Below are 21,731 nucleotides of genomic sequence, written 5' to 3' on the forward strand. Positions count from 1 at the left end.
TCGTGCCCCGCGCGCTCATTACAGGGATCACCGGCCAGGATGGTCTGTATCTGGGAGAGCTGCTCACGGCCAAGGGCTATGAGGTGTTTGGACTGGTCAGGGGCCAGTCCAACCCGAAGGTGGCCACGGTCGAGCGGATCATTCCGGGCGTCCAGCTCCTGGAGGGCGACCTCACCGACCTGTCCTCGCTGATCGGCGCGGTGGAGATCTCCCAGCCTGACGAGGTGTACAACCTCGGCGCCATCTCGTTCGTCGGACTGTCCTGGAAACAGGCTGAGCTGACCGGCGAGACGACCGGGATGGGTGTGTTGCGTATCCTCGAGGCGCTGCGGATCACCGCCGGCAGCGACGTCTCCCGGATGCGCTTCTACCAGGCGAGCTCATCCGAGATGTTCGGCAAGGTCCGCGAGACGCCGCAGCGGGAGACCACACCGTTCCACCCGCGCTCTCCCTATGGCGTCGCCAAGACCTTCGGGCATTACCTGACCGTCAACTACCGCGAGTCGTACGACATGTTCGCCTGCTCGGGGATGCTGTTCAACCACGAGTCGCCGCGCCGCGGAATCGAGTTCGTCACCCGGAAGGTGACCCGGGCCGTCGCCCGGATCGCGCTCGGGCTGCAGGACTCGATCACCCTGGGCAACCTCGAGTCCCGCCGGGACTGGGGCTTCGCCGGTGACTACGTCGACGCGATGTGGCGGATGCTCCAGCAGGACGAGCCGGACGACTTCGTCATCGCGACCGGGGAGACGCACTCCATCCGCGAGCTGCTGCAGGCCGCGTTCGCCCGGGTCGGCATCGACGACTGGGAGCCCTACGTCAAGCAGGACCCGCGGTTCTTCCGTCCGGCCGAGGTCGACCTGCTGGTCGGTGACCCGTCGAAGGCCATGGACAAGCTGGGCTGGAAGCCGACGGTCACCTTCACCGCCCTCGTCGACATGATGGTGGACGCGGACCTCGCGCTGGAGCGGGAGACCGCGGGGCAGGCGCTGACGATTCGGTGACCGGTCCTCGGTTCGGCGCGACCACCCCGGCCCACGGCCGTGCCTGGGTGGGACGCCGTGCACCGACGGCAGCATCTGCGGCAGCGCCGGCCGCGCTACCGGATACACCGGGAGCGCGGCCGGCTACACCGCGTGACAGTAACAGTATGTCACGGCGTCCCTACGTTCCCCCGCGCGCGACACCGACGCCCCGTCCGGCGAGCCAGGGCGGCCCCGCCGGCCTGTTCTCGGCCGGGCGGGACGCGGCGGTCCCGGTGGACTGGGCCAAGCCGACGAGCGACGCCCTCGTCCCGCCCGGGCCGGCCGAGGGCCCGTCCGCGCCGGACGCGGAATCCAGGTCGACCACGACCACGGCCCCGGCCCCGGCCCCGGCCGCCGCCCCGCCGGCCACCGCGCCTCCTGTCGCCGCCGTGCCTCCGGTCGCCGCCGCCGCCGCATCCACGGCCACGGCCGCCGCGGTCGGTGGCGGCCGGCTGCGCTGCGCGGTCCGCGGAGCGACGCCGCTGGCGCTCGCCGGCCTGCTCTCGAACGTCGCGAACCTGGGCGTCACGCTCGTCATCGCGCGCGCGATGAGCACCCGCTCCTACGGAGCGACCGCCCAGCTGTTCGCCCTCTTCATGATCGTTTCCATGCCGGGCAGCGCGTTGCTGGTCGGGGTGGTCCGCCGGGTGACCACCTGGACGCGCACCGGGCGGGCCGACCTGGTCGCCGGCTGGGCGGCTCGGGTGCGCCGCGCCGGCCTGCGGGGCGTGGCCGCGGTCGCCGTGCTGGCACTGGTGGTCCGCGATCCGCTCGCCCACCAGCTGTCGCTGCCGGGGCCGGGCGGGGTCGCCGAGACGCTCACCGCCGGCGCGGCCTGGTGCCTGCTGTGCGTCGACCGCGGGTTGCTGCAGGCGGCCCACCGCTACCGGGAGCTCGCCGCGAACCTGCTGGTCGACGCGGCGGTCAAGGGCGCGGCGACGGTCGGCCTGGTGCTCGCCGGGCTGGGGGCGACGGGCGCCGCCACAGCGGTCCTCCTCGGCGTGCTGGCCGCGCTCGCGCACGCCCGCCGCTCGCTTGGCCGAGCCGAACCCGCCGGCGCGACCGTGGCGGCGAGTGCGGCAGTGGCGGCAGTGGCGGCCGCCGCCGGCGGAACCGCGGCCTCGCCCGGCGGGCGGGAGCGCCGGCTGGCGGCGGAGCTGGGCGCCGCGCTCACGGCGCTGGCCTTCCTCGCCCTGCTGCAGAACGTCGACGTCCTGGTCCAGGGCCGGCTCTCGCCCGGCGAGTCCGGCCAGTACGCGGCCGTGTCCGTCACCTGCAAGGTGCTGATGTTCGGGGCCGTGGTGCTCGCCGGCTTCCTGCTGCCGGAGGCGGCCGACCGCCGCCACCAGGGCGAGCACGCCCTGCACCAGCTCGGCGCGACGCTGGCGATCCTCGCGCTGCCGGCCGCCGCGCTCCTCGCGGCCGCGTCCGCAGCGCCCGCGACCCTCTTGTCCCTGGCCTTCGGGCCCCGCTTCACCGACGCCTCCGGCGCTCTCCTCCCCCTGGCCGCAGCGATGACCTGTCTCGGAGCAACTGTGCTGTTCACCCACTACCTGCTGGCCCTGGGCTCGCGCGCTGTGCTGGTCGCGCTCGGGCTCACCGCCGCGGCCGCCGTCGGGCTGATCGCCCTGGCCGGCGGGTCGCCGGTCACCACCGCCCGGATGGACCTCGCGGTCCAGGCCGTGCTCGCAACGGTCACCGGGCTGCTCGTCGCCCGCGCGGCCCGCCGGACGATGTCCGCGCCGGGTGCCGGCCGCGCCGCGACGGAGGTGGCGCCCGCATGAGCGCGCTCGACGAAGGCATGGGCCGTTCGGGCATCACCGGGCAGCTGGGCGCCCCCGGGCGCCTCGGCTCGGCTGTGGGACTCGTCGAGCCACGCAAGGCCCCGTGGATCGAGGTGCGCGAGCCCACCCTGGCGGAGCTCGTCGAGCGTTCGGGTGTCCGCCGGGTGCACATGCTCGCCTGGCGTGACCTGGACGACCCGGAGGCCGGCGGCTCCGAGCTGCACGCCGACCAGGTCGCCGCCGCCTGGGCCGCTGCCGGCGTCGACGTGAGCATGCGGACCGCGCACGCCCCCGGCCACCTGGAGACGGCCACCCGCAACGGCTACTCCGTCGTGCGCAAGGCGGGCAGGTACATGGTGTTCCCGCGTTCGGCGATCTCCGGCGCGCTCGGCCACGGCGGCCCCTGGGACGGGCTGGTGGAGATCTGGAACGGCATGCCGTTCTTCTCACCGGTGTGGGMGCCCTGCCCCCGGGTCGTGTTCCTGCACCACGTCCACGGCGAGATGTGGCGGATGGTGCTCAAGCCGCCGCTGGCGAAGATCGGCGAGACGCTGGAGAGCACCATCGCGCCGCCGCTCTACCGGCGCACCCGGATGCTGACGCTGTCCGAGTCGTCCCGCCACGAGATCATCGAGATGCTCGGGCTGCCCCCGGCGAACATCTCCGTCATCCCGCCGGGCATCGACGGGCGCTACGCCCCGCTCGGAGAGCGCTCGCCACACCCGCTGGTCCTGGCGGTCGGCCGGCTGGTGCCGGTGAAGCGGTTCGACCTGCTCATCGACGCGCTGGTCCGGCTGCGCCAGCAGCACCCGACGATGGAGGCGACCATCGTCGGCGAGGGCTACGAGCGCCCGGCGCTGGAGGCCCAGATCCGGGCGGCGAACGCCACCGACTGGCTGAAGCTGGCGGGCCGGGTCGACGACGAGGGCCTGCTCGCGCTCTACCGGCGGGCCTGGGTACTCACCAGCGCGTCGGCCCGCGAGGGCTGGGGCATGACGATCACGGAGGCGGCGGCCTGCGGCACCCCGTCGGTCGCGACGAACATCGCCGGGCACACCGACGCCGTCGCCGACGGGCTGTCCGGTCTGCTCGTCGAGCCGCGTGACCTCGCCGGCGCGCTCGGCCGGGTGCTCGGCGACCAGGAACTGCGCGACCGGCTCGTCGCGGGCGCGCTGGCGCACGCGGCCACGTTCACCTGGGCCAACACCGCCCGCCAGACCTATGCGGCCCTCGTCCAGGAGGCCGCCAAGCACAGCCGCCGCGCGCCCCGCCCCGGCGGTCTCGACCGGCTGCACGGGCCGCTGCGGTGACCTTGACGACGCAGGACCCGGGCGGACCCTCCGGACCCACCGGCCCCGGCGGCGGCGACGCGGCCGGCACCGCGGCCGTCACCACCGACGAAGCCTCCGCGCCCACACCGGCCACGGCCCGGACTTCCCCGATCGCCGACCTCCCAGATCGGCTTCGCCAATCCGGCAGGGACCCTGCCGCCGATCCGGCAGGGACCCCGGAGTCGGCCGGCGCCGCGCCCGGCGCCGACGACCGTCGCGGGTGGCGCGGCTGGCGCCCGCCGCGGCCGTCCTGGGCGACGCTGCTGCTCGCCGCCGTCGCCTACCTGCCGCTGCTGCGCACGTCGCCCGGCCGGATCGGCGCCGACACGAAGGCGTACCTCTACCTCGATCCGGGCCGGCTGCTGCGCCGCGCGGTGTCGATGTGGGACCCGGACGTCGGCATGGGTACCGTCACCCACCAGAACATCGGCTACCTGTTCCCGCAGGGCCTCTGGTACTACGTGCTGGACGTCGTCGGACTGCCGGACTGGGTCGCCCAGCGGCTGTGGACCGGCACCATCCTGTTCGTCGCCGGTGCCGGCGTGCTGTTCCTGTTGCGCTCGTTCGGCTGGCCCGACCGGTACTCGGTCGTCGCCGCGTTCGGCTACATGCTCACGCCGTACTCGCTGGAGTACGAGGCGCGGATCTCCGCGATCCTGCTGCCCTACGCCGGCCTCGGCTGGTTCATCGGGATCACGGTGCGCGGCCTGCGCGAGGCCCGCGAGGGGAAGGGYAGCTGGCGGGGCGCCGACGCGTGGCGATGGCCGGCCGCGTTCGCGCTGGTGGTCACCTCGGTCGGCAGCATCAACGCCTCCAGCCTGATCCTGATCATGCTGGCACCGATCCTGTGGGTGCCGTTCGCGATCTGGGGCACCCGGGAGGCGACGCCGCGCGCYGCCGCCGGCCTCATCGGCCGCGCCGTCATCCTGACGATCCTGGCGAACGCCTGGTGGGTGGCCGGCCTCTACACACAGGCCGGCTACGGCCTGAACGTGCTGGCTTTCACCGAGACGGTCAAGACGGTCGCCAGCAGCTCGCAGGCCTCCGAGGTGCTGCGGGGCCTGGGCAACTGGTTCTTCTACGGCGAGGACGCGCTCGGCCCGTGGATCACCCCCGCGGTCGGCTACACCCAGGCGCTGTGGCTGCTGGCGGTGAGCTTCGCCGTGCCGCTGCTGGGGCTGGCGGCGGCGTCGCTGATCCGCTGGGGCCACCGCGCCTACTTCGTCGGACTGGTCGTGCTGGGCACGACGGTCGCCGTCGGCGTGTACCCGTACGACGACCCGTCGCCGCTCGGCCGGTTCTTCCGCGACTTCGCCGAGGGGTCGACGGCGGGGCTCGCGCTGCGCTCGCTGCCGCGCGCCGCGCCGCTGGTCGTGCTGGGCCTGTCGGTGCTGCTGGCGGGCGCGCTCGCCGCGTTCACCGAGCGGTCGGTGGCGCGTGCCGCGGCCCTGCGCTCCCCTGCCGGCGCCGGCGGGGCGGGCCGCCGCGCGGGGGGCCGCCGGCGCAGGCAGGGGATGACCTTCCGGCCGCGTCCCGGCGCCGTGCTGCCGACCGCCGTGACGGTGGTCGTGCTGGTGCTGCTCGCGCTGGACATGGCACCGCTGTTCCGCGGCCAGTTCCTGGAATCCGGCCTGCAACGGCCGGAGAACGTCCCGGAGTACGAGCAGGCGCTAGCCGACGCGCTGGGCGCCAAGGGCAACGCCACCCGGGTGCTGGAGCTCCCAGGCTCCGACTTCGCCCACTACCGCTGGGGCTCGACGCTCGACTCCGTCACCTACGGCCTGATGGACCGCCCGACGATCCAGCGCGAGCTGGTCCCCTACGGCGAGGCCGGCAGCGTCGACCTGGTCCGCTCGCTCGACCGCCGGCTGCAGGAGGGCGTCTTCGAGACGTCCTCGCTCTACGACGTCGCCCGGCTGATGGGCGTCGGGGACGTCGTGCTGCGCGGTAACAACCAGTACGAGCGTTTCCGCGGCCCGCGGCCCCGGGCCGACTGGGAGCTGTTCACCACGCCGCTGCCGAACGGGCTGGAGAAGCCGACGACGTACGGCCCCCCGGTGAGCGAGACGACGACCATCCCCTACCTCGACGAGATCACCCTCGGCACCGACCCGGCCGTCCCCGACCCGCCGACGCTCGCCGACTTCGCGGTCAAGGACCCGACGCCGATCGTCCGCTCGGCCACCACCGGCCGCCCGCTGCTGGTCAGCGGCAACGGCGAGGCGCTGGTCGACGCGGCCGCCTCCGGCCTGCTGAGCGACGTCATCGACAACAACCGGGCCGTTCTCTACACGGCGGCGCTCGCGGGCGACCCGGACGGGCTGCACCAGGCGCTCGCCGACGGCGCCGAGCTGCTCGTCAGCGACTCCAACCGGCTGCGGGCGGAGCGCTGGACCGGCATCCGGGAGAACTTCGGCTACGTCGAGCAGCCCGGCGTCCCCGCGCTGGCGAAGGACCCGGACGACAACCGGCTGCCGCTGTTCCCGGACCAGGACACCTCCAACCAGACGGTCGCCGTGCTCACCGCCCCGGGTGAGCAGGCCCAGGTCGCGGCGGTGACCGCGTCGAGCTACGGCAACACGTTCGCCTACGGCCCGGCCGACCGCCCGGTGCACGCCATCGACGCCGACCCGACGACGGCGTGGCGGGTCGGCGCGTTCACCGACCCCGCGGGCGAGCGCTGGCAGACGACGCTCGCCGCCCCCACCACCACCGACCACGTCCGGCTGGTGCAACCGCTCACCGGCCCGCGCAACCGGTGGATCACCAAGGTCACGCTGACCTTCGACGGCGGCGCGCCGGTGACGGCCGACCTCATCGACGGTTCGAGGACCGGCCAGGGCCAGGTCATCACCTTCCCGAAGCGGACGTTCAAGACCCTGACGATCCAGGTCGACGCGACCAACTTCGGCAAGCAGAAGAGCTACGACGGCCTGTCCGCGGTCGGGCTCGCCGAGGTGGAGATCCCGAAGGCGGACGGAAAGCCGGCCGTCGCGCAGGACCTGCTGCGGATGCCGACCGACCTGCTCGCCACCGCCGGCCAGGGCTCGCTCGACCACCCGCTGGTGCTGACGATGACGCGGGACCGGGCGAACCCGGCCGAGCCGTTCAAGGAGGACACCGAGTCGACGATCGCGCGGGTGTTCTCCCTGCCGACCGACCGCACGTTCAGCCTGACCGGCACGGCGCGCCTGTCCGCGTACGCCTCGGACGACCTGATCGACAAGCTGCTCGGCCGGCCGGCCGGCCCACCGCTGGTGGACTCGTCGGGCCGGCTGCCCGGCGACATCGAGGCGCGCGGCTCGGCCGCCTTCGACGGTGACACCGCCACCGCCTGGTCGCCGGGCTTCGGCGACCAGACCGGCAACTGGCTGCAGCTGACATCGCTGGACGACGTCACCCTGTCGACGGCGAAGGTCACCCTGGTGACCGATGGGCGGCACTCGGTCCCGACGAGGCTCGGCGTCGAGGTCGACGGCCAGCGGGCCGGCACGGTCGACGTGCCGCCGGTCGCCGACGCGACGGGCCAGCGGGGCGCCACCACCACGGTGACGCTGCCGCTGCCGGTGGGCCAGGGCCACCAGATCCGCTTCGTCGTCGACGCGGTCCGCCCGGTGACGACGACGGACACGATCTCCGGCTCGACCCTGACCATGCCCGTCGGCATCGCGGAGATCGAGCTGCCGGGCGTGTCCGGCACGGGCCAGACCGCGTCGAACGCCCAGCTGCCGGCCGACTTCACCTCGGACTGCCGGACCGACCTGCTGACCGTCGACGGTCAGCCGGTCGGCGTGCGGATCAACGGCACGACCAAGGACGCGTCCGGCCGGCTCGGCCTGGACCTGCGCACCTGCGGCACCCCGGTGCACCTGACCGCCGGTGACCATGTGGTGCGCACCGCGAACGGGGCGAAGACCGGGATCGACCTGGACCGGCTGGTCCTCGCCTCCGACATGGGTGGCACCACCTGGCCGGACGCGACGTCGATCAACGCTCTGGACACCTCCCGCGAGCAGCGCACGGCCGACCTCGCGGCCCGGTCGGGCACCGCGGCCGGCGCCGCCGCCCCGGCGGCGCCGGCGGTGAAGGTGGAGGTCGCGGGGGCGACGACGGTCGTCCTCACGGTCACCGGCGCCAAGCCGGGCACGCCGTTCTGGCTGGTGCTGGGGCAGAGCCTCTCCCCCGGATGGCACGGCAAGATCGACGAGAACACCGACATCGGCTCGCCCCAGCTCGTCGACGCCTATGCCAACGGCTGGCGGATCGACCCGACGTCGGAGAGCTTCAAGGTCCAGCTCACTTGGACGCCGCAGCGGGTGGTCTTCGCCGCGCTGACCGTCTCCGTCGTGACCGTGGTGCTGTGCCTGGCGCTGCTCGGGGTGACGGGCCGGCGGCGGCGCAGGGCCGGCTGGCCCGGGCCCGTCCGCGACCTCCCGCTGCTGGACCGGCCGTTCGCCGCCACGCCGCGGCTGCCGCTGGGCCAGGTGGTCCTGCTGGTCCTGGCGACGGCGGCCATCGGGGCGTTCATAGCCAGCCCGGCCGCCGGCGCCGCGACGGCGGCGGTGACGCTGGTGGCGGCGCTGGCGCCACGCGGGCGGGTGCTGCTGCGGGTCGGCTCGGTCGCGGCGCTCGCCGCGGCGGCGGCCTACGTCATCGAGGTACAGGTCCGCTACGACCTGCCGGTGAACGGCTCCTGGGTCGCGGAGTTCGACAAGGTCGCGATCGTCTCATGGCTCGCGGTGCTCTTCCTCGGCGCCGACGCCACGCTCGCGCTGCTGCACGGCCGCGCCAACGGTCGCGCCGCCGCCGCGGTGGCCGTGGCCGAGGCCGGAACCGGAACCGAGGCCGAGGCAGCGCCGTCGTTGGAGGGTCCCGCCGGCACGCTCCCGCACTGACCGATGGCGGCGGGTTTGCCCATCGGTCAGCACGGAGCGTGCCCGTACGGGCACTTTACGTAGGCAGATCATGTCGCGGGCGGCCGGGAAAGGAAGCCTGCCGGGTTACCCTGCGCCGGCCGCTGGACATGGTGTGACTGACTGAAAACGGGCCGTGCCGCCGGGGGGCGGTCGAACCCGGCCTGGACCCCGGTCGGGCCGTTGGCTCCCGCCGGCACGCGGGCACGACCTGAGGCCGGCACCACGCCAAAGGCGGCGCGCAGACGCACATCCTTCGCGCTGTCCGAAGCGTCCCGGTGCGAGGAGGGCTGGTCGGATGCGAGGGAGGGGCTGGATCCGGGAGCGCGGGTTCCTCGCCGTGCTCCCGCTGGCTGGCACGCTGTTCCTGCTGCTCATGCTCACCCTGCCCCTGCCGCTGTCCTATCGGGAACCCGAGGCCTTCGGGGCTTTTCTGCTTTCCGCCGCTACTCTCTGCTATATCCTTTTCGCGCCCGACGGCGACACCCAGCGCGATGCACTGGTCGTGACGCTCGCGATGACGGCCGCGCTGACGATCGCGGTGATCGGCGTCGCGTCGCGTACGCCGCTCGCCTTCCTGGCCTGGTACCCGTGGGCCGGTGGTTACGCCGGCCTGGTGTCGCGCCGCCCCAGCCGGGTGGCCGCGCTGACCGTCGTCATCTGCCTCGCCCTGACCTGCGCGCTGGCCGCGCGCGGCGAGCTGACCGTCTACCCGTTGACCTACCTGGCCATCCTGATGAGTGCCATCGGGTCGGCGATGTTCACCTACGGGTTCTTCAGATGGGGCCGCGGCCAGGCGTTCGCCGACCCGCTGACCGGGCTGACCAACCGGGCGGGGCTCATGCACGCCGGCGAGCCAGCCATCACCGAGGCGCTGGTCGCCGGTCGCGCCCAGGCGGTGATCGTGCTGGACATCAACCGGTTCGGGGAGATCAACTCGGCGCTGGGGCACCAGGCCGGCGACGAGGCGCTGCGCGAGTATGCCGACCTGCTGCGCGAGGTGCACCCGCGGCCCGCGTTCGTCGGCCGGCTCGGGGGCGACGAGTTCGTCCTCGTGCTGTCCGGCGAGGACCAGGCCGACGACCGGGTCGAACCCGGCGGCGGATGGCTCGCGCGGCTCGGCGAGAAGGTCCTCGACCAGCTCGACGGGCCGGTGCGCATCCGCGGCATCAACATCGAGCTGGAGTCCACGGCGGGCATCGCCTCCGCGCCGCGCGACGGCGACCGGCTGTCGAAGGTGCTGCCGTGCGCGGACGCGGCGCTGGCGAACGCCAAGCGGGACGGCGCGCGCCTCGGGGTCTGGAGCGTCGGGATGGCCGGGACGGTCGGCGTGCGCTCCTGGGAGCTGGCCCTGCACGCCGAGCTGCGCAACGCGATCGCCAAGGGCGAGCTCGTGATGTACTACCAGCCGGTACAGGAGGCCGCGACCGGCCGGATCGCCGGCGCCGAGGCGCTGATGCGCTGGTGCCACCCGGAGCGCGGGCTGCTGCCACCCGGCTCGTTCCTGCCGATGGCCGAGCGCTCCTCACTGATCATCGGCCTGACCTGGTGGGAGCTGGACGAGGTGCTCGCCCAGTGTGCCCGGTGGGTCAGGGCCGGCCTGCGCCTCCCCGTCTCGGCCAACCTGTCCGCGCGGATGCTCGTCATCGACGACCTGCCCGGCAAGGTCGCCCGCCGGCTGGAACATCACGGCCTGCCGCCGGAGATGCTCACCCTGGAGATCACCGAGAGCGCGCTGGTCTCCCAGCCGGCGCGCGCCGCCGCCATGCTTGGCGAGCTGCGGACCGCGGGCGTGAAGCTCTCGCTCGACGACTTCGGCACCGGCTACAGCTCGATGGAGATCCTCAAGGCGCTCCCGTTCGACGAGATGAAGATCGACAAGAGCTTCGTGGCGGACGCCCGCGGCAGCCTGCCGGACGTCGCGATCGTGCGGTCGGTGGTCGACCTCGGCCACCGGCTGGGCCTGCGCGTCGTCGGCGAGGGCGTCGAGGACGAGCAGTCGGCCAGGATGCTCACCGAGCTCGGCTGCGACCTCCTGCAGGGCGACGTGCTCTCGCCGCCGCTGCCGGCCGAGGAGCTGGAGATCCTGCTGGCCCGCGGTGTGGACGTCCGACAGGTCCACGCCGACCAGCCTCGGCCCGCCGGTCATGACGCGCCGCCGGGGTCAGGCGGAGCCGAGGTCGGCACCCGTGGCGGCACCGGCGGCGATGCCTGGCGCACGCCCGGCCGCGGCCCGCTGACCGCCGCCTGGGGCGATCCCCGCCAGGCCCAGGCGGACGCGACGCGCGCGGACGCCGCGCGCCTGGCGGGGCGCGCGGTGGCCGGCGTCGCCCCGTCCAGCAACGGGCACCGGACCGGCGAGCGGGCCGAGTCCGCCGGGGCCAGCCAGGCGCGGGCACCGGGCCGTCACGAGCCGGAGCCGAAGGCCTCGGAGGAGGCGATCAGGACCTGGGAGCGGACCGGGCTGGTCGCCCCCAAACCGCCGGACGAGCCGAGCCGGCTCTCCGCCCTGCGTCGGTACCGGATCCTCGACACCGCGCCCGAGCCGGAGTTCGACGCTCTCGTCACCCTCGCCGCCCAGCTCGCCGACTGTGGCTTCGGCTATCTGACGTTCATCGATTCTGATCGGGAATGGCTCAAGGCCAGTCACGGCGTCCAGCCGACGGAGCTCCGCGCCCGGGTCGGCGCGGGGTCGCACATCGTCGCCGATGGCCGATACCTGGAGATCCAGGACTGTTCCCGCGACCTGCGCTACGCGCACCTGGCCAGGCTGGAGCCACAGGTTGTGACCTTCTTCGCCGGCGCACCGCTGCGGACCGCCGACGGCCACGTGATCGGCGCCCTGTGCGTCTCCGACCGGGTGCCGCGCCGGCTCACCACCGGTCAGCGGACCGCGCTGGACACCCTTGCCAGGCACGCCATGAGCCTGCTGGACGCCCGGCTCCAGCGGATGCTGCTCGCGGAGGCGGGCGCCGGGCTGGAACAGCTCGAGACGTTCTGGCACCACCATGACCTGACGGCCGCGGCCACCCTGTGCGCGGACGTCGTGCGGACGCTGGCCCACGCCGACGCGGTCGCCGTGATGCTGCCCGAGCTGCCCGGCTCGACCGTCTTCCGCGCCGCCGGCGTGTCCGTCGTCGAAGGGACGCTGCCGCTGACGGAGATCGGAGTGCGCGCGACCAGCGACGACGAGAAGGCGATCCGCGAGCTGGCGTCCGCGACCGGTCCGGTTTTCATCCCGGACGCGGAGACGCACCCGATGATCCCGACCGAGAAGGTGCGCGGACTGGGGATCGCGTCCGCGCTGATGGTGCCGCTGCTCGGCGAGGGCGGAATCCAGGGAATGATCACCGTCCGCTGGACCGAGCACCAGTCCCAGCTCGACCCGGCGGTGCGGTGCGCGGTGACGATGTTCTGCGGCCAGGCCCGTTTCACCCTCGCCAAGCTGCGCGCCGCGCAGGGCCAGGTGGCCGGGAACTCCCCGGCGGGCGGCTCCCCCGCGGGCACCGGCCCGCCGGGCCGGCGTGGCCGGGACGACCTGGCGGCGGCCGAGGCCGACTCCTCCGGCCGGCGGCGGCCCCGCCCGGCCACCAGCCGCTTCTAGGCGCCCGTTCCGGCGACGTCTCTCGGACCGTCGCCAGTGTCCCGCGTCGTCAGTGTCCCGCGTCGTCCCAGGTGCGGCCGGCGCCGACGGAGACGTCGAGCGGAACGGACATCGTGTACGCGCCGCCCATCTCGGCGCGGACGAGGGACTCGACGTCCGCGCGCTCGCCGGGGGCGATCTCGAGGACGAGCTCGTCGTGGACCTGGAGGAGGAGGCGGGAATGCAGGCCGCGCTCGCGCAGTCCCCGCTCCACACCCAGCATCGCGATCTTGATGATGTCGGCGGCGGAACCCTGGATCGGGGCGTTGAGGGCCATCCGCTCGGCCATCTGCCGGCGCTGGGAGTTGTCGCTGGTCAGGTCGGGCAGGTAGCGGCGGCGGCCGAGGATCGTCTCGGTGTAGCCGTCCGTGCGGGCGCGGTCGACGACGCCGCGCAGGAAGTCCCGCACCCCGCCGAAACGGGCGAAGTAGGCCTCCATCTGCTCGCGGGCCTCGTCCGGGGCGATGCCGAGCTGGGAGGCCAGCCCGTAGGCCGACAGGCCGTAGGCGAGGCCGTAGGACATCGCCTTGATCCGTCGCCGCAGCTCCGGGTCGACGTCGGCGACGGGCAGGTTGAACGCCTGCGCGGCGACGAACGTGTGCAGGTCCTCGCCGGAGGCGAACGCCTCGATCAGTCCCGCGTCGCCGGACAGATGCGCCATGATCCGCATCTCGATCTGCGAGTAGTCCGCGGTCAGCAGCGTCTCGTAGCCTGGGCCGACGACGAAGGCGCGGCGGATCTGGCGGCCCTCGGCGGTGCGGATCGGGATGTTCTGCAGGTTCGGGTCGGTCGACGACAGYCGGCCCGTCGCCGCGATCATCTGGTTGAACGTGGTGTGGATGCGGCCGGCGTCGTCGATCATCGGCAGCAGCGACTCGACGACGGTCTTGAGCCGGGCCACGTCGCGGTGGCGCAGCAGCGTCGGGATCAGCGGGTGGTCGGTCTGGACGGCCAGCCACGCGAGCGCGTCCGCGTCCGTCGTGTAGCCCGTCTTTATCTTCTTGGTCTTCGGCAGGTTCAGCTCGTCGAACAGGATCTGCTGCAGTTGCTTGGGCGAGCCGAGGTTGAACGGCCGGCCGACGATCTCGTGCGCGGCCTCGACGACCTTGGTGACCTCGGCGCCGTACTGGGACTGCAGGTCGGTCAGGTAGTCGGCGTCGGCCGCGATGCCGGCGCGTTCCATCCCGGCGAGCACGGTCAGCAGCGGCAGCTCGATCTCGTGCAGCAGGCGCGCGGCCGAGCGGCGTTCCAGGTCGCCGTCGAGGGCGTCGGCGAGCTCGGCGACCGCGCGGGCGCGCACGACGTCCACCTCGGCCTCGTCCGCCTCGGTGACGCCCTCGACCTCGACCTCGAGGGTCAGCTGGCCGTCCGACGGGCCGTCCTCGGCTCTCAGCTCCCGGTGCAGGTAGCGCAGCACCAGGTCCGCGAGGTCGAACGAACGCTGGCCCGGCAGGGCGAGGTAGGCGGCGAGCGCGGTGTCGCTGGTGACGCCGTCGAGGGTGAGGCCCAGCTCGGCGAGCGCGAGCATCGAGCCCTTGACGTCGTGCCCGGCCTTCGGCTTCGTCTCGTCCGCGAGCCAGGCGCCCAGCGCGTTCTCGTCGGCCGGCACCAGCTGCGACGGGTCGATCCACGCGCCGGCGCCATCCGCGGTGGCCAGCGCGATCCCGGCGACCGTCCCGGTGCCGCGGCCCCAGGTGCCACGCAGGTGCAGGCCCGTGCGGGCACCGCCCGCCGTGTGTTCGGCGAGCCATTCGGTGACGTCACCCGGGCCGAGGATCGTGTACTCGACCGCGAAACCGCCGTCGCCGGCCGCCGGCTCCACGATCGCGAGCGCCTGGTAGAGCCGCTCCCGCAGCACCCGGAACTGCAGGGTGTCGAACAGGGTGTGCACCGCCTCGCGGTCCCACGGGACCAGGCGCAGGTCGGCGGGGCCGCGCTCCAGCGGCACGTCGCGGGCGAGCTCGGTCAGCGCCCGGTTGCGGATCACGCCTGCCAGGTGCTCCCGCAGCGCCGCGCCGGCCTTCCCGGTGACCTCGTCGGCCCGGTCGACCAGGTCCGCCAGGCCGCCGAACTGCTGGATCCACTTGGTGGCGGTCTTCTCGCCGACGCCGGGAATCGAGGGCAGGTTGTCCGACGGGTCGCCGCGCAGCGCGGCGAAGTCCGGGTACTGCGTCGGGGTGAGGCCGTACTTGGCCTCCACCTCCGCCGGCGTGTAGCGGATCATGTCGCTGATGCCCTTGCGGGTCATCAGCACGGTGATCCGGTCGGTGACGAGCTGCAGCGCGTCACGGTCGCCGGTGACGATGAGGACGTCCATGCCGGCCGCCTCGCCCTGGACGGCCAGGGTCGCGATGATGTCGTCCGCCTCGTAGCTGGCGGCCGACATGCTCGGCACGGCGAGCGCGTCGCAGACCTGGTGGATCAGGCTGATCTGGCCGACGAAGTCCGACGGGGTCTCGGACCTGCCGGCCTTGTACTCGGCGTACTGGGCGTGCCGGAAGGTCGGCGCCGGCAGGTCCCACGCGACGGCGACGTGCGTCGGCTTCTCGTCGCGCAGCGCGTTGATCAGCATGGACGTGAAGCCGTAGACGGCGTTCGTCGGCTGCCCGGTGGTGGTGGAGAAGTTCTCCACCGGCAAGGCGAAGAACGCCCGGTAGGCCAGCGAGTTCCCGTCCAGCAGCAGCAGCCGACCGGTTCCGGGAGCGGGCCCGCCGGGCCCGCCGCCCGTGGCCGCGGACCTCCCGGCAGCCCTGGCCGGCGCCTTCGCGGGCGCCTTGGCCGGCGCCCCGGCGCCGGCGGCCCTCGGGGCACGCTTCGCGGGCGCCCGCGCGGGGGCGTCGCCGGGTGCGTCCGCCGCCGCCTGTGGCGCGGCGTCCACCGGGACGTCGGAGGGGCTACTCAGATCGGGTTGCGTCGTCGAACCGGACACCCGGCGAAGTCTAGGCCGCCGGTAGGACAATCCACCGACCGCGCCGCCCGCGCCGCCTGCCCGGTCGCCATATTGTCGGCTGGTGACTGTCGAGACGGGCGCGGACGGTGCCACCCAGGGCGGAGCGCCGGCCGGCCAGGCCGAGCTGGTCGCCGCCCTGAACCTGCACCGCGGCGAGCTGAACGAGCGCATGGGCATCGAGCTGCTCGAGGCGGCGCCGGAGCGCGTGGTCGGCCGGATGCCGGTGGAGGGCAACCGGCAGCCGTACGGGCTGCTGCACGGCGGCGCGTCGGTGGTGCTGGCGGAGACGGTCGGCTCGATGGCGGCGATGCTCAACGCGGGCCCCGAGAACGCGGCCGTCGGCCTCGAGATCAACGCCTCCCACCACCGGGCGGCGACCACCGGCTGGGTCACGGCGGTCGCGACCCGCCTGCACGCCGGTCGCTCGGTGGCGACGTTCGAGATCAAGATCACGGACGACGACGGCCGCCCGGTCTGCACCTGCCGGCTGACCTGCGTGCTCCGGTCCAGGCCGCCCGCCGGCGGCGCCATCCCCGGCATCCCCGGCAGCAGGTAGTCCACGACGCGCGGGACGATCCGGGGGCGGGCTTTGGTGCCGTCCGGGCCTTCCCCATGCCAAGACGTTTTCTACTCACCCGCCCCCGGTTTCCACACTGCGGGTGAGACGCTAGGAGCGTTCGGTAACCACGTCAACGGGGCCCGCGCGCGATGACCCGCGGTTGTGCGCTCCCAGGCGCGGCCACGCCGTATCCGCCAACTCATCTCCCTGTTTGCCGGCCTCGATGGCTCCCCCCACCAATTGGCTGGGGGACGTCTCGGCGCCAACCGGCGGGTTCGACGTGGAGACAACCAGGCGGCCAGTCGGCGGGACCCCACGGACAGCCTGGCGCAAAAGAACGTCCCGGCAGCCGGCGCGACGGTCAGGTCCCGGCGGGGCTCGGTGCCCGGTACGCCCCGAGGGCGGCAAGGCTGCCGACGACCTCGGCCGGCGTGCCGGTCGCGACCACGGCGCCGGCCTCGAGGACGACGACCGTGTCGGCGACCGCCAGGGCCAGGCGCGGGTCGTGCTCGGCGAGCAGGACGCTCACGCCGCGGGCCTGGACCTGGCCGACCAGCTCGGCGAGCCAGGCCCGCTCGGCGGCCGGGACGCCGGCGGCCGGCTCGTCCAGCAACAGCAACGACGGACGGGTGCCCAGCGCGCTGGCGACCTCGAGCCGCCGGCGCGCGCCGCGGGGCAGGCCGGCCGCCGGCTCGGCCGCCCGGTCGGCGAGCCCGACGAGGTCCAGCAGCTCCCGCGCCGCGGACCGGGCCGCGCGGATCCCCCCGCGCCCAGGCGTCCCGGGGACCAGCGCCCGGCGGGTGCCGCCGCGCGCCGCCGCCTCGACGCCGACCCGGACGTTGTCCAGCACGGTGAGCTGGTCGAACAGCCTGGTCTCCCGGAAGGTGCGGGCGATGCCCAGCCGGGCCACCGCCGGTGCCGACCGCCCGAACAGCTCGACCGGCCCGCCGGGGCCGCGCGCCGGCCAGAAGTGGGCGCTGCCGCGGCTCGGGCGCCGGCTCCCGGTCAGGCAGTCGAGCAGCGCCGTCTTGCCCGCGCCGTTCGGGCCGACCACGGCCAGCACCGTGCCGCGCCGCTGACGCAGCGAGACGTCCGCGAGGCAGGTGAGCCCGCCGACGCGCAGCGTCACCCCCGCCAGGTCGAGAATCGGCCGCGGCGGCGGCGTCGAGCCTGGCGCGGGCACGGTCGGCGCGTCCGGCTTCCAGCCGACGCGCGGACCAGGGCGAGCCGGCACCACCGCCGGGGTCCGGCGGCCCGGCTCCGGGACGGTCACGGCGCCGTGCCGCGTCGGGCGGCGGGCCGGTGGAGCGCGGGAAGGAGGCGTCCAGGCCGGAAGACCGTCATGATCATGACGAGGGCGCCGAAATAGAGGAACCGGTCCGCGGCTGGCACGTGGTCGCGCAGGAGGAAGGCCAGGCCCTGCAGGACGACGGCGCCGAGGACGGCGCCGAGGCGCGAGCCCACTCCGCCCGCGACGACCACCGTCAGCACGAGCATCGACGCCTGTGGGCTGAACGTCTGCGGGTTGAAGAACTGCTTGGTCGCGAGGACCGCGCCGGCGAGGCCGGCGACCGACGCGCCGGCCGCGAAGGCCAGCAGCCTCGTCCGGATGACGCGGACGCCCAGGGCCTCGGCGGCCAGCTCGTCCTGCTGGAACGCGGCGCAGGCCCGGCCGGCCCGCGACCGGTCCCAGCCTGCGAGCACGACGAGGACCAGCACGATCAGGCCGAGCAGCAGGTAGTAGTACGGCAACGGGTCCAGCCCGAAGGCGTAGTGGACGCCGCCGATCCGCACCGACGGCGCCTGCACCCCGAACACGCCGCCGGCACCGCCGGTGATCCCCTCGGCGTTGTTCGCGAGCAGCTGGACGACCCCGCCGAAGCCGAGGGTGACGATCGCCAACAGGTCGGCGTGCCGGCGCAGGAGCGGCGCGCCCAGCACGAGGCCGACGAGGCCCGCGGCGGCCATCGCGATCGGCATCGCGGCCAGCGCAGAGACGGTGAACGGCGCGTGCCAGGGCATCGCGCCCGGAGCACACAGGTACGTCGCGGTATAGGCGCCGATCGCGCAGAAGGCGACGGAGCCGAGATCGAGCACGCCGGCCCGGCCGACGGTGATGCTCAGCCCCAGCGCGAGCAGCGCGTACAGCCCGATGTCGTTGACCATCACCTGCAGCGCCGTGGTCGAGACCAGCAGCGGCGCGCCCACCGCCGCCCCCAGCGCCAGCGCGTACCCGGCACCCCGCGCCCATGGGCGCCGGTACCAACGGCCCCGATGCCACGGTCCCCGAGCCGAGGTCCCGGCGGGCGTGGGTTCGACGGAGCTCCTCGCCACCCGCTCGGCCGGTGCTGGCTCGGCCGCCACCGGCCGAGCGGGCCCGTCTCCCCATTTCGACCGGACCGCCCAGGTCCGGTCCGTGGGCGGCACAGCGTGATCCTCGACCGCGCGCTGCTCCGGCATCGGCGCCGGTATCGGAATCGGCGGTGGCCCGCTCCGGCCCGCCGGCTCGGCCTCGACGGCGATCCGGCCCCGCCGCGAGGCCGCCTCGTCCAGCGACGGGCGCCGCCGGGCGGCCCTTCCCCACCGCGAGCGCCTCGGCCGGCGGTGGCGCGACCCCGACCGGTCCCGGGCGTCGTCCGCCCATTCGGCCGCGATCCCCGCCAGGGACGCGGTCAGGCGGCCGGCCGGGCCGCGCAGCAGCGGCCAGCAGGTCAGCCCCGCCCAGGTCAGCAGCGCGGCGGCGAGGAAGAGCGCGCCGCGCTCGCCCGCCAGCGACCCACGGGTCCCGGCGAGCGGCCGGTCGGCGTTCCCGGACGGCCCGGTCACCAGCGCGGCCAGCGCCGAGAGCACCAGGCACCCACCCAGCCGGCGCCACCACCGGCCCGGCCTCGCCGTGTCCCCGTCCCCACCGACGACGTCCCCGGGGCCGCGCCGCCGCGCGGGCTCGGGGGGTCGCGGAACGGAGTCATCCGGTCGGACGCCGGGCGGCGCAGGACCAGTCGTCGCCGCGCCGCCCGCCGCACTGCCCGCCATGGCATCCGCCACGGCGTCCGGCGGCGCGCCCGCGGCGCGCAGCTGGGCCACCCGCTCGGCGACCGACGGCATGCCCGCCAGCGCCTCCCCCGCCGCCGGCTCGTCCGGACTCATGCCGGACGTCCGAGGCGGGCGCCGAGCAGGCCCGAGGGGCGCAGGAGGAGGACGGCGAACAGCACGACGAAGGCGATGACGTCCTGATAGCCCGCGTCGAGCAGGTAGTAGCCGCCGAAGCTCTCGACCAGGCCGAGCAACAGGCCCCCGGCCAGCGCCCCGCGCGCGCTGCCGAGGCCACCGAGGACGGCGGCCGCGAAGGCCTTGATCCCGGGAACGAAGCCCATCGTGTAGGACGCCTGGAAGGTCATCGCGTAGAGGAAGCCGCCGGCGCCGGCGAGCAGCCCACCGAGCACGAACGTCGCGACGACCACCCGTTCGCGGTCGACGCCCAGCAGGGTGGCGCACTCGGCGTCCTGCGCCACCGCCCGGATCGAGCGCCCAAGCCTCGACCAGGCGACCAGGCGGTCGACGGCGAGCAGCAGGCCGAACGCGGCGACGACGACCGCCAGCGCCTCGGCGGAGACCCCGGCGCCGGCGACGCGCAGCACCGCCTCGTCGGTGAACGGGCTCGGAGCGGAGACGTCGCGCCGGCCGAACTCCTTGCCGGCCAGGCTCACGGCGAACATCGACGCGCCGGCGGCGCTGACCAGATACGCGATCCGTGGCGCGCCACGGCGGCGCAACGGCCGGTAGGCGGCCCGCTCGAGGCCGAGAGCGGCCAGCGCCCCGGCGAGGCCGCCGGCGGCGATCCCGGCCGCCACCAGCCCGATGCAGGCCAGGACGCCCGGACCGCCGCCGGCAACCCCGGCGGGCATCAGTGCGCGGGCCGCGTACAGGCCGCCGAACGCGCCGAGCATGAACACCTCGCCGTGCGCGAGGTTGACCAGCCGCAGCACGCCGTAGACGAGGGTGTAGCCGAGCGCGATCAGCGCGTAGAGCGCGCCGACCGTGAGCCCGTCGATGGCCAGCCGCGCGACCTGCCCCCCGCTACCCACGCGCGGACCGCGCTCCCCATCTCCCCGTGCGCACCCGGCGGTCCCAGCTACCGGCAAGATCGGTCAGGCCGTTGCCGTCCCGCGCGCCGCCATCCGGCTGGTCCACACCATCGCCAGGCTGGCCGCTGGACAGCTCCGACGCCGGTGGTGCGCCGGGCGCCCCCGACGCCTCCGGCGATGCCGGGGCGTCGGGGGCGTGGCCGGCCGGCGATACCGCCGCGACCTCGTCAGCAGGGGTCACGGCTTGAGCAGGGCGGTCGTCGGGCCGAGAACGACCCGCTTGCCGTCCCGGACCTCGTACACGTACACCGTCGAGCCCGCGACCTCGCCGTGGCTGTCGAACTTGATCTGCTTGGTGACGCCCGGCATGTCGACGGCGCGGAAGTCGCGCAGGACCGAGGCACGGGTGGCGCCCGTACCCTCCCTGGCGAGCACGGAGATGATCGCCTGGGTGGCGTCGTAGGCCTCGCCGGAGTAGGTGCCGGGCTTGATGCCGCTGTTGACCCGCTTGAACTCGGACACGAAGGACGCGGCCTTCGGGTCGGAGTTCGCGTCGCCGCAGGCGCAGGTGAGCAGCGTGCCCTCGGTGATGCCCGCGCCGGCCTGCTCGATGAGCTGGTCGTCGTTCGAGCCGTCGCCCGCGAGGATCTTGCCCTCGTAGCCCTTGCCGCGCAGCGCCTTCACCAGCAGCGCGAACTCGGCGTAGTACCCCGAGTAGTAGACGGCGTCCGGACCGTTGGATATGATCTTCGTGGCCTCGGAGATGTAGTCCTTGGTCGGGTTGACGCTGTCGTGGGTGACCGTGACCTTCTCGGCCTTCAGCGCCTTCTCGAGCGCCGTGGACAGGCCGGTGCCGTAGTCGCTGCGGTCGTCGAGCGAGAACACCCGCTTTGCCTTGAGCGCCTTGGCGATGTAGTCCGCGGCGGCGGTGCCCTGGACGGTGTCGGGCGCGATCACCCGGAAGAAGCTGTCGAATCCGAGGCTGGTGAGCTGCGGGTTGGTCGCGGACGGACTCACCGACAGCAGGTCGGCCTGGCTGTACAGCGGCTCGCTGGACTTCGTCGCGCCGGAGAAGATCGGGCCGACCACGGCGACGACCTGGGAGTTGTCTACGAGCTTCTGCGCGGCGGTCGGGCCCTGCTCGGGGGAGCCCTGGTCGTCGGAGGCGACGATGCGCAGCGTGAACGGCAGCGTTCCGCTCCGGTTGGCCGCGTCGACAGCTGTCAGCACGCCGTCGTAGGCGTTGATGCCCAGCTGTTGGTTCTCGCCGGACAGCGGGCCCTGGAAGCCGATCGCGAACTGTTTCTTCGCCCCGGCCCCGTCGTCGCCGCCACCGCCGCAGCCGGCCGCCGCCACCGCCACCGCGGCCATCGCCGCGACGGCTCCCAGCAGCCGAAGCCGCCGCCCCAGACCACCCATGGTCTGTCCCTTCGCCCAGCCG

General features: G+C 74.3%; 11 protein-coding genes. 6 read left to right on the forward strand and 5 right to left on the reverse strand.

All coding sequences use genetic code 11. The features are described 5' to 3' along the window. Nucleotides 1–2: 2 nt before the first annotated feature. The 5 genes from BCD49_RS17760 (at nt 3) to BCD49_RS40720 (ending at nt 12,657) form a co-directional block, all read left to right on the forward strand. The gene (locus BCD49_RS17760) at nt 3–1,004 is read left to right on the forward strand and encodes a GDP-mannose 4,6-dehydratase (protein ID WP_007520124.1); all 1,002 of its coding nucleotides are present in this window, start codon (nt 3–5) and stop codon (nt 1,002–1,004) included. 146 nt (nt 1,005–1,150) lie between these two features. Then, entirely contained in the window at nt 1,151–2,809 is a 1,659-nt protein-coding gene (locus BCD49_RS17765) for a hypothetical protein (protein ID WP_241832348.1), read from the forward strand. Then, on the forward strand, nt 2,806–4,119 hold the full coding sequence (locus tag BCD49_RS17770; protein WP_083401527.1) for a glycosyltransferase family 4 protein: 1,314 nt from the start codon (nt 2,806–2,808) through the stop codon (nt 4,117–4,119). Before BCD49_RS17765 ends, BCD49_RS17770 begins: the two co-directional genes overlap by 4 nt. Beyond that, a complete protein-coding gene (locus BCD49_RS17775) occupies nt 4,116–9,035 on the forward strand; it encodes an alpha-(1->3)-arabinofuranosyltransferase domain-containing protein (RefSeq protein WP_007519443.1) in 4,920 nt (1,639 codons plus the stop codon). The genes BCD49_RS17770 and BCD49_RS17775 overlap by 4 nt, the downstream gene beginning before the upstream one ends. 316 nt (nt 9,036–9,351) lie before the next feature. After that, nucleotides 9,352–12,657, forward strand: coding sequence for an EAL domain-containing protein (locus tag BCD49_RS40720; RefSeq protein ID WP_007519442.1), 3,306 nt, complete (start codon nt 9,352–9,354; stop codon nt 12,655–12,657). A gap of 49 nt (nt 12,658–12,706) precedes the next feature. Here the strand turns inward: BCD49_RS40720 and polA are convergent, their stop codons facing one another. After that, nucleotides 12,707–15,379: a DNA polymerase I gene (gene polA, locus BCD49_RS17785; RefSeq protein WP_035931544.1), complete on the reverse strand. Its 2,673-nt coding sequence runs from the start codon at nt 15,377–15,379 to the stop codon at nt 12,707–12,709. 328 nt (nt 15,380–15,707) lie between these two features. Between polA and BCD49_RS17790 the strand changes: the two genes are divergently transcribed. Next, nucleotides 15,708–16,202: a PaaI family thioesterase gene (locus BCD49_RS17790; protein ID WP_007519439.1), complete on the forward strand. Its 495-nt coding sequence runs from the start codon at nt 15,708–15,710 to the stop codon at nt 16,200–16,202. A gap of 364 nt (nt 16,203–16,566) precedes the next feature. Here the strand turns inward: BCD49_RS17790 and BCD49_RS17795 are convergent, their stop codons facing one another. From BCD49_RS17795 to BCD49_RS17810, 4 genes are all read right to left on the reverse strand, one after another. Beyond that, nucleotides 16,567–17,478 (reverse strand): ABC transporter ATP-binding protein, encoded by a 912-nt coding sequence (locus BCD49_RS17795; RefSeq protein ID WP_232794370.1) that lies wholly within the window; start codon nt 17,476–17,478, stop codon nt 16,567–16,569. Continuing rightward, entirely contained in the window at nt 17,475–19,352 is a 1,878-nt protein-coding gene (locus BCD49_RS45075; RefSeq protein WP_007520334.1) for a branched-chain amino acid ABC transporter permease, read from the reverse strand. Before BCD49_RS45075 ends, BCD49_RS17795 begins: the two co-directional genes overlap by 4 nt. Next, nucleotides 19,349–20,290: a branched-chain amino acid ABC transporter permease gene (locus tag BCD49_RS17805; protein WP_007520332.1), complete on the reverse strand. Its 942-nt coding sequence runs from the start codon at nt 20,288–20,290 to the stop codon at nt 19,349–19,351. Before BCD49_RS17805 ends, BCD49_RS45075 begins: the two co-directional genes overlap by 4 nt. Before the next feature lie 237 nt (nt 20,291–20,527). Continuing rightward, complete coding sequence (locus BCD49_RS17810; RefSeq protein ID WP_007520330.1) at nt 20,528–21,709, reverse strand: branched-chain amino acid ABC transporter substrate-binding protein; 1,182 nt, start codon at nt 21,707–21,709, stop codon at nt 20,528–20,530. Nucleotides 21,710–21,731 lie beyond the last annotated feature (22 nt).

Origin of the sequence: Pseudofrankia sp. EUN1h (assembly GCF_001854645.1) — a bacterium.
Taxonomy (GTDB): domain Bacteria; phylum Actinomycetota; class Actinomycetes; order Frankiales; family Frankiaceae; genus Pseudofrankia; species Pseudofrankia saprophytica.

Bases quoted from the DNA above. Each gene is read 5' to 3' on its own strand.
- BCD49_RS17765 (WP_241832348.1), top strand. From the start codon at position 1,151: ATGTCACGGCGTCCCTACGTTCCCCCGCGCGCGACACCGACGCCCCGT.
- BCD49_RS40720 (WP_007519442.1), top strand. From the start codon at position 9,352: ATGCGAGGGAGGGGCTGGATCCGGGAGCGCGGGTTCCTCGCCGTGCTC.
- BCD49_RS45075 (WP_007520334.1), bottom strand. From the start codon at position 19,352: ATGAGTCCGGACGAGCCGGCGGCGGGGGAGGCGCTGGCGGGCATGCCG.
- BCD49_RS17810 (WP_007520330.1), bottom strand. From the start codon at position 21,709: ATGGGTGGTCTGGGGCGGCGGCTTCGGCTGCTGGGAGCCGTCGCGGCG.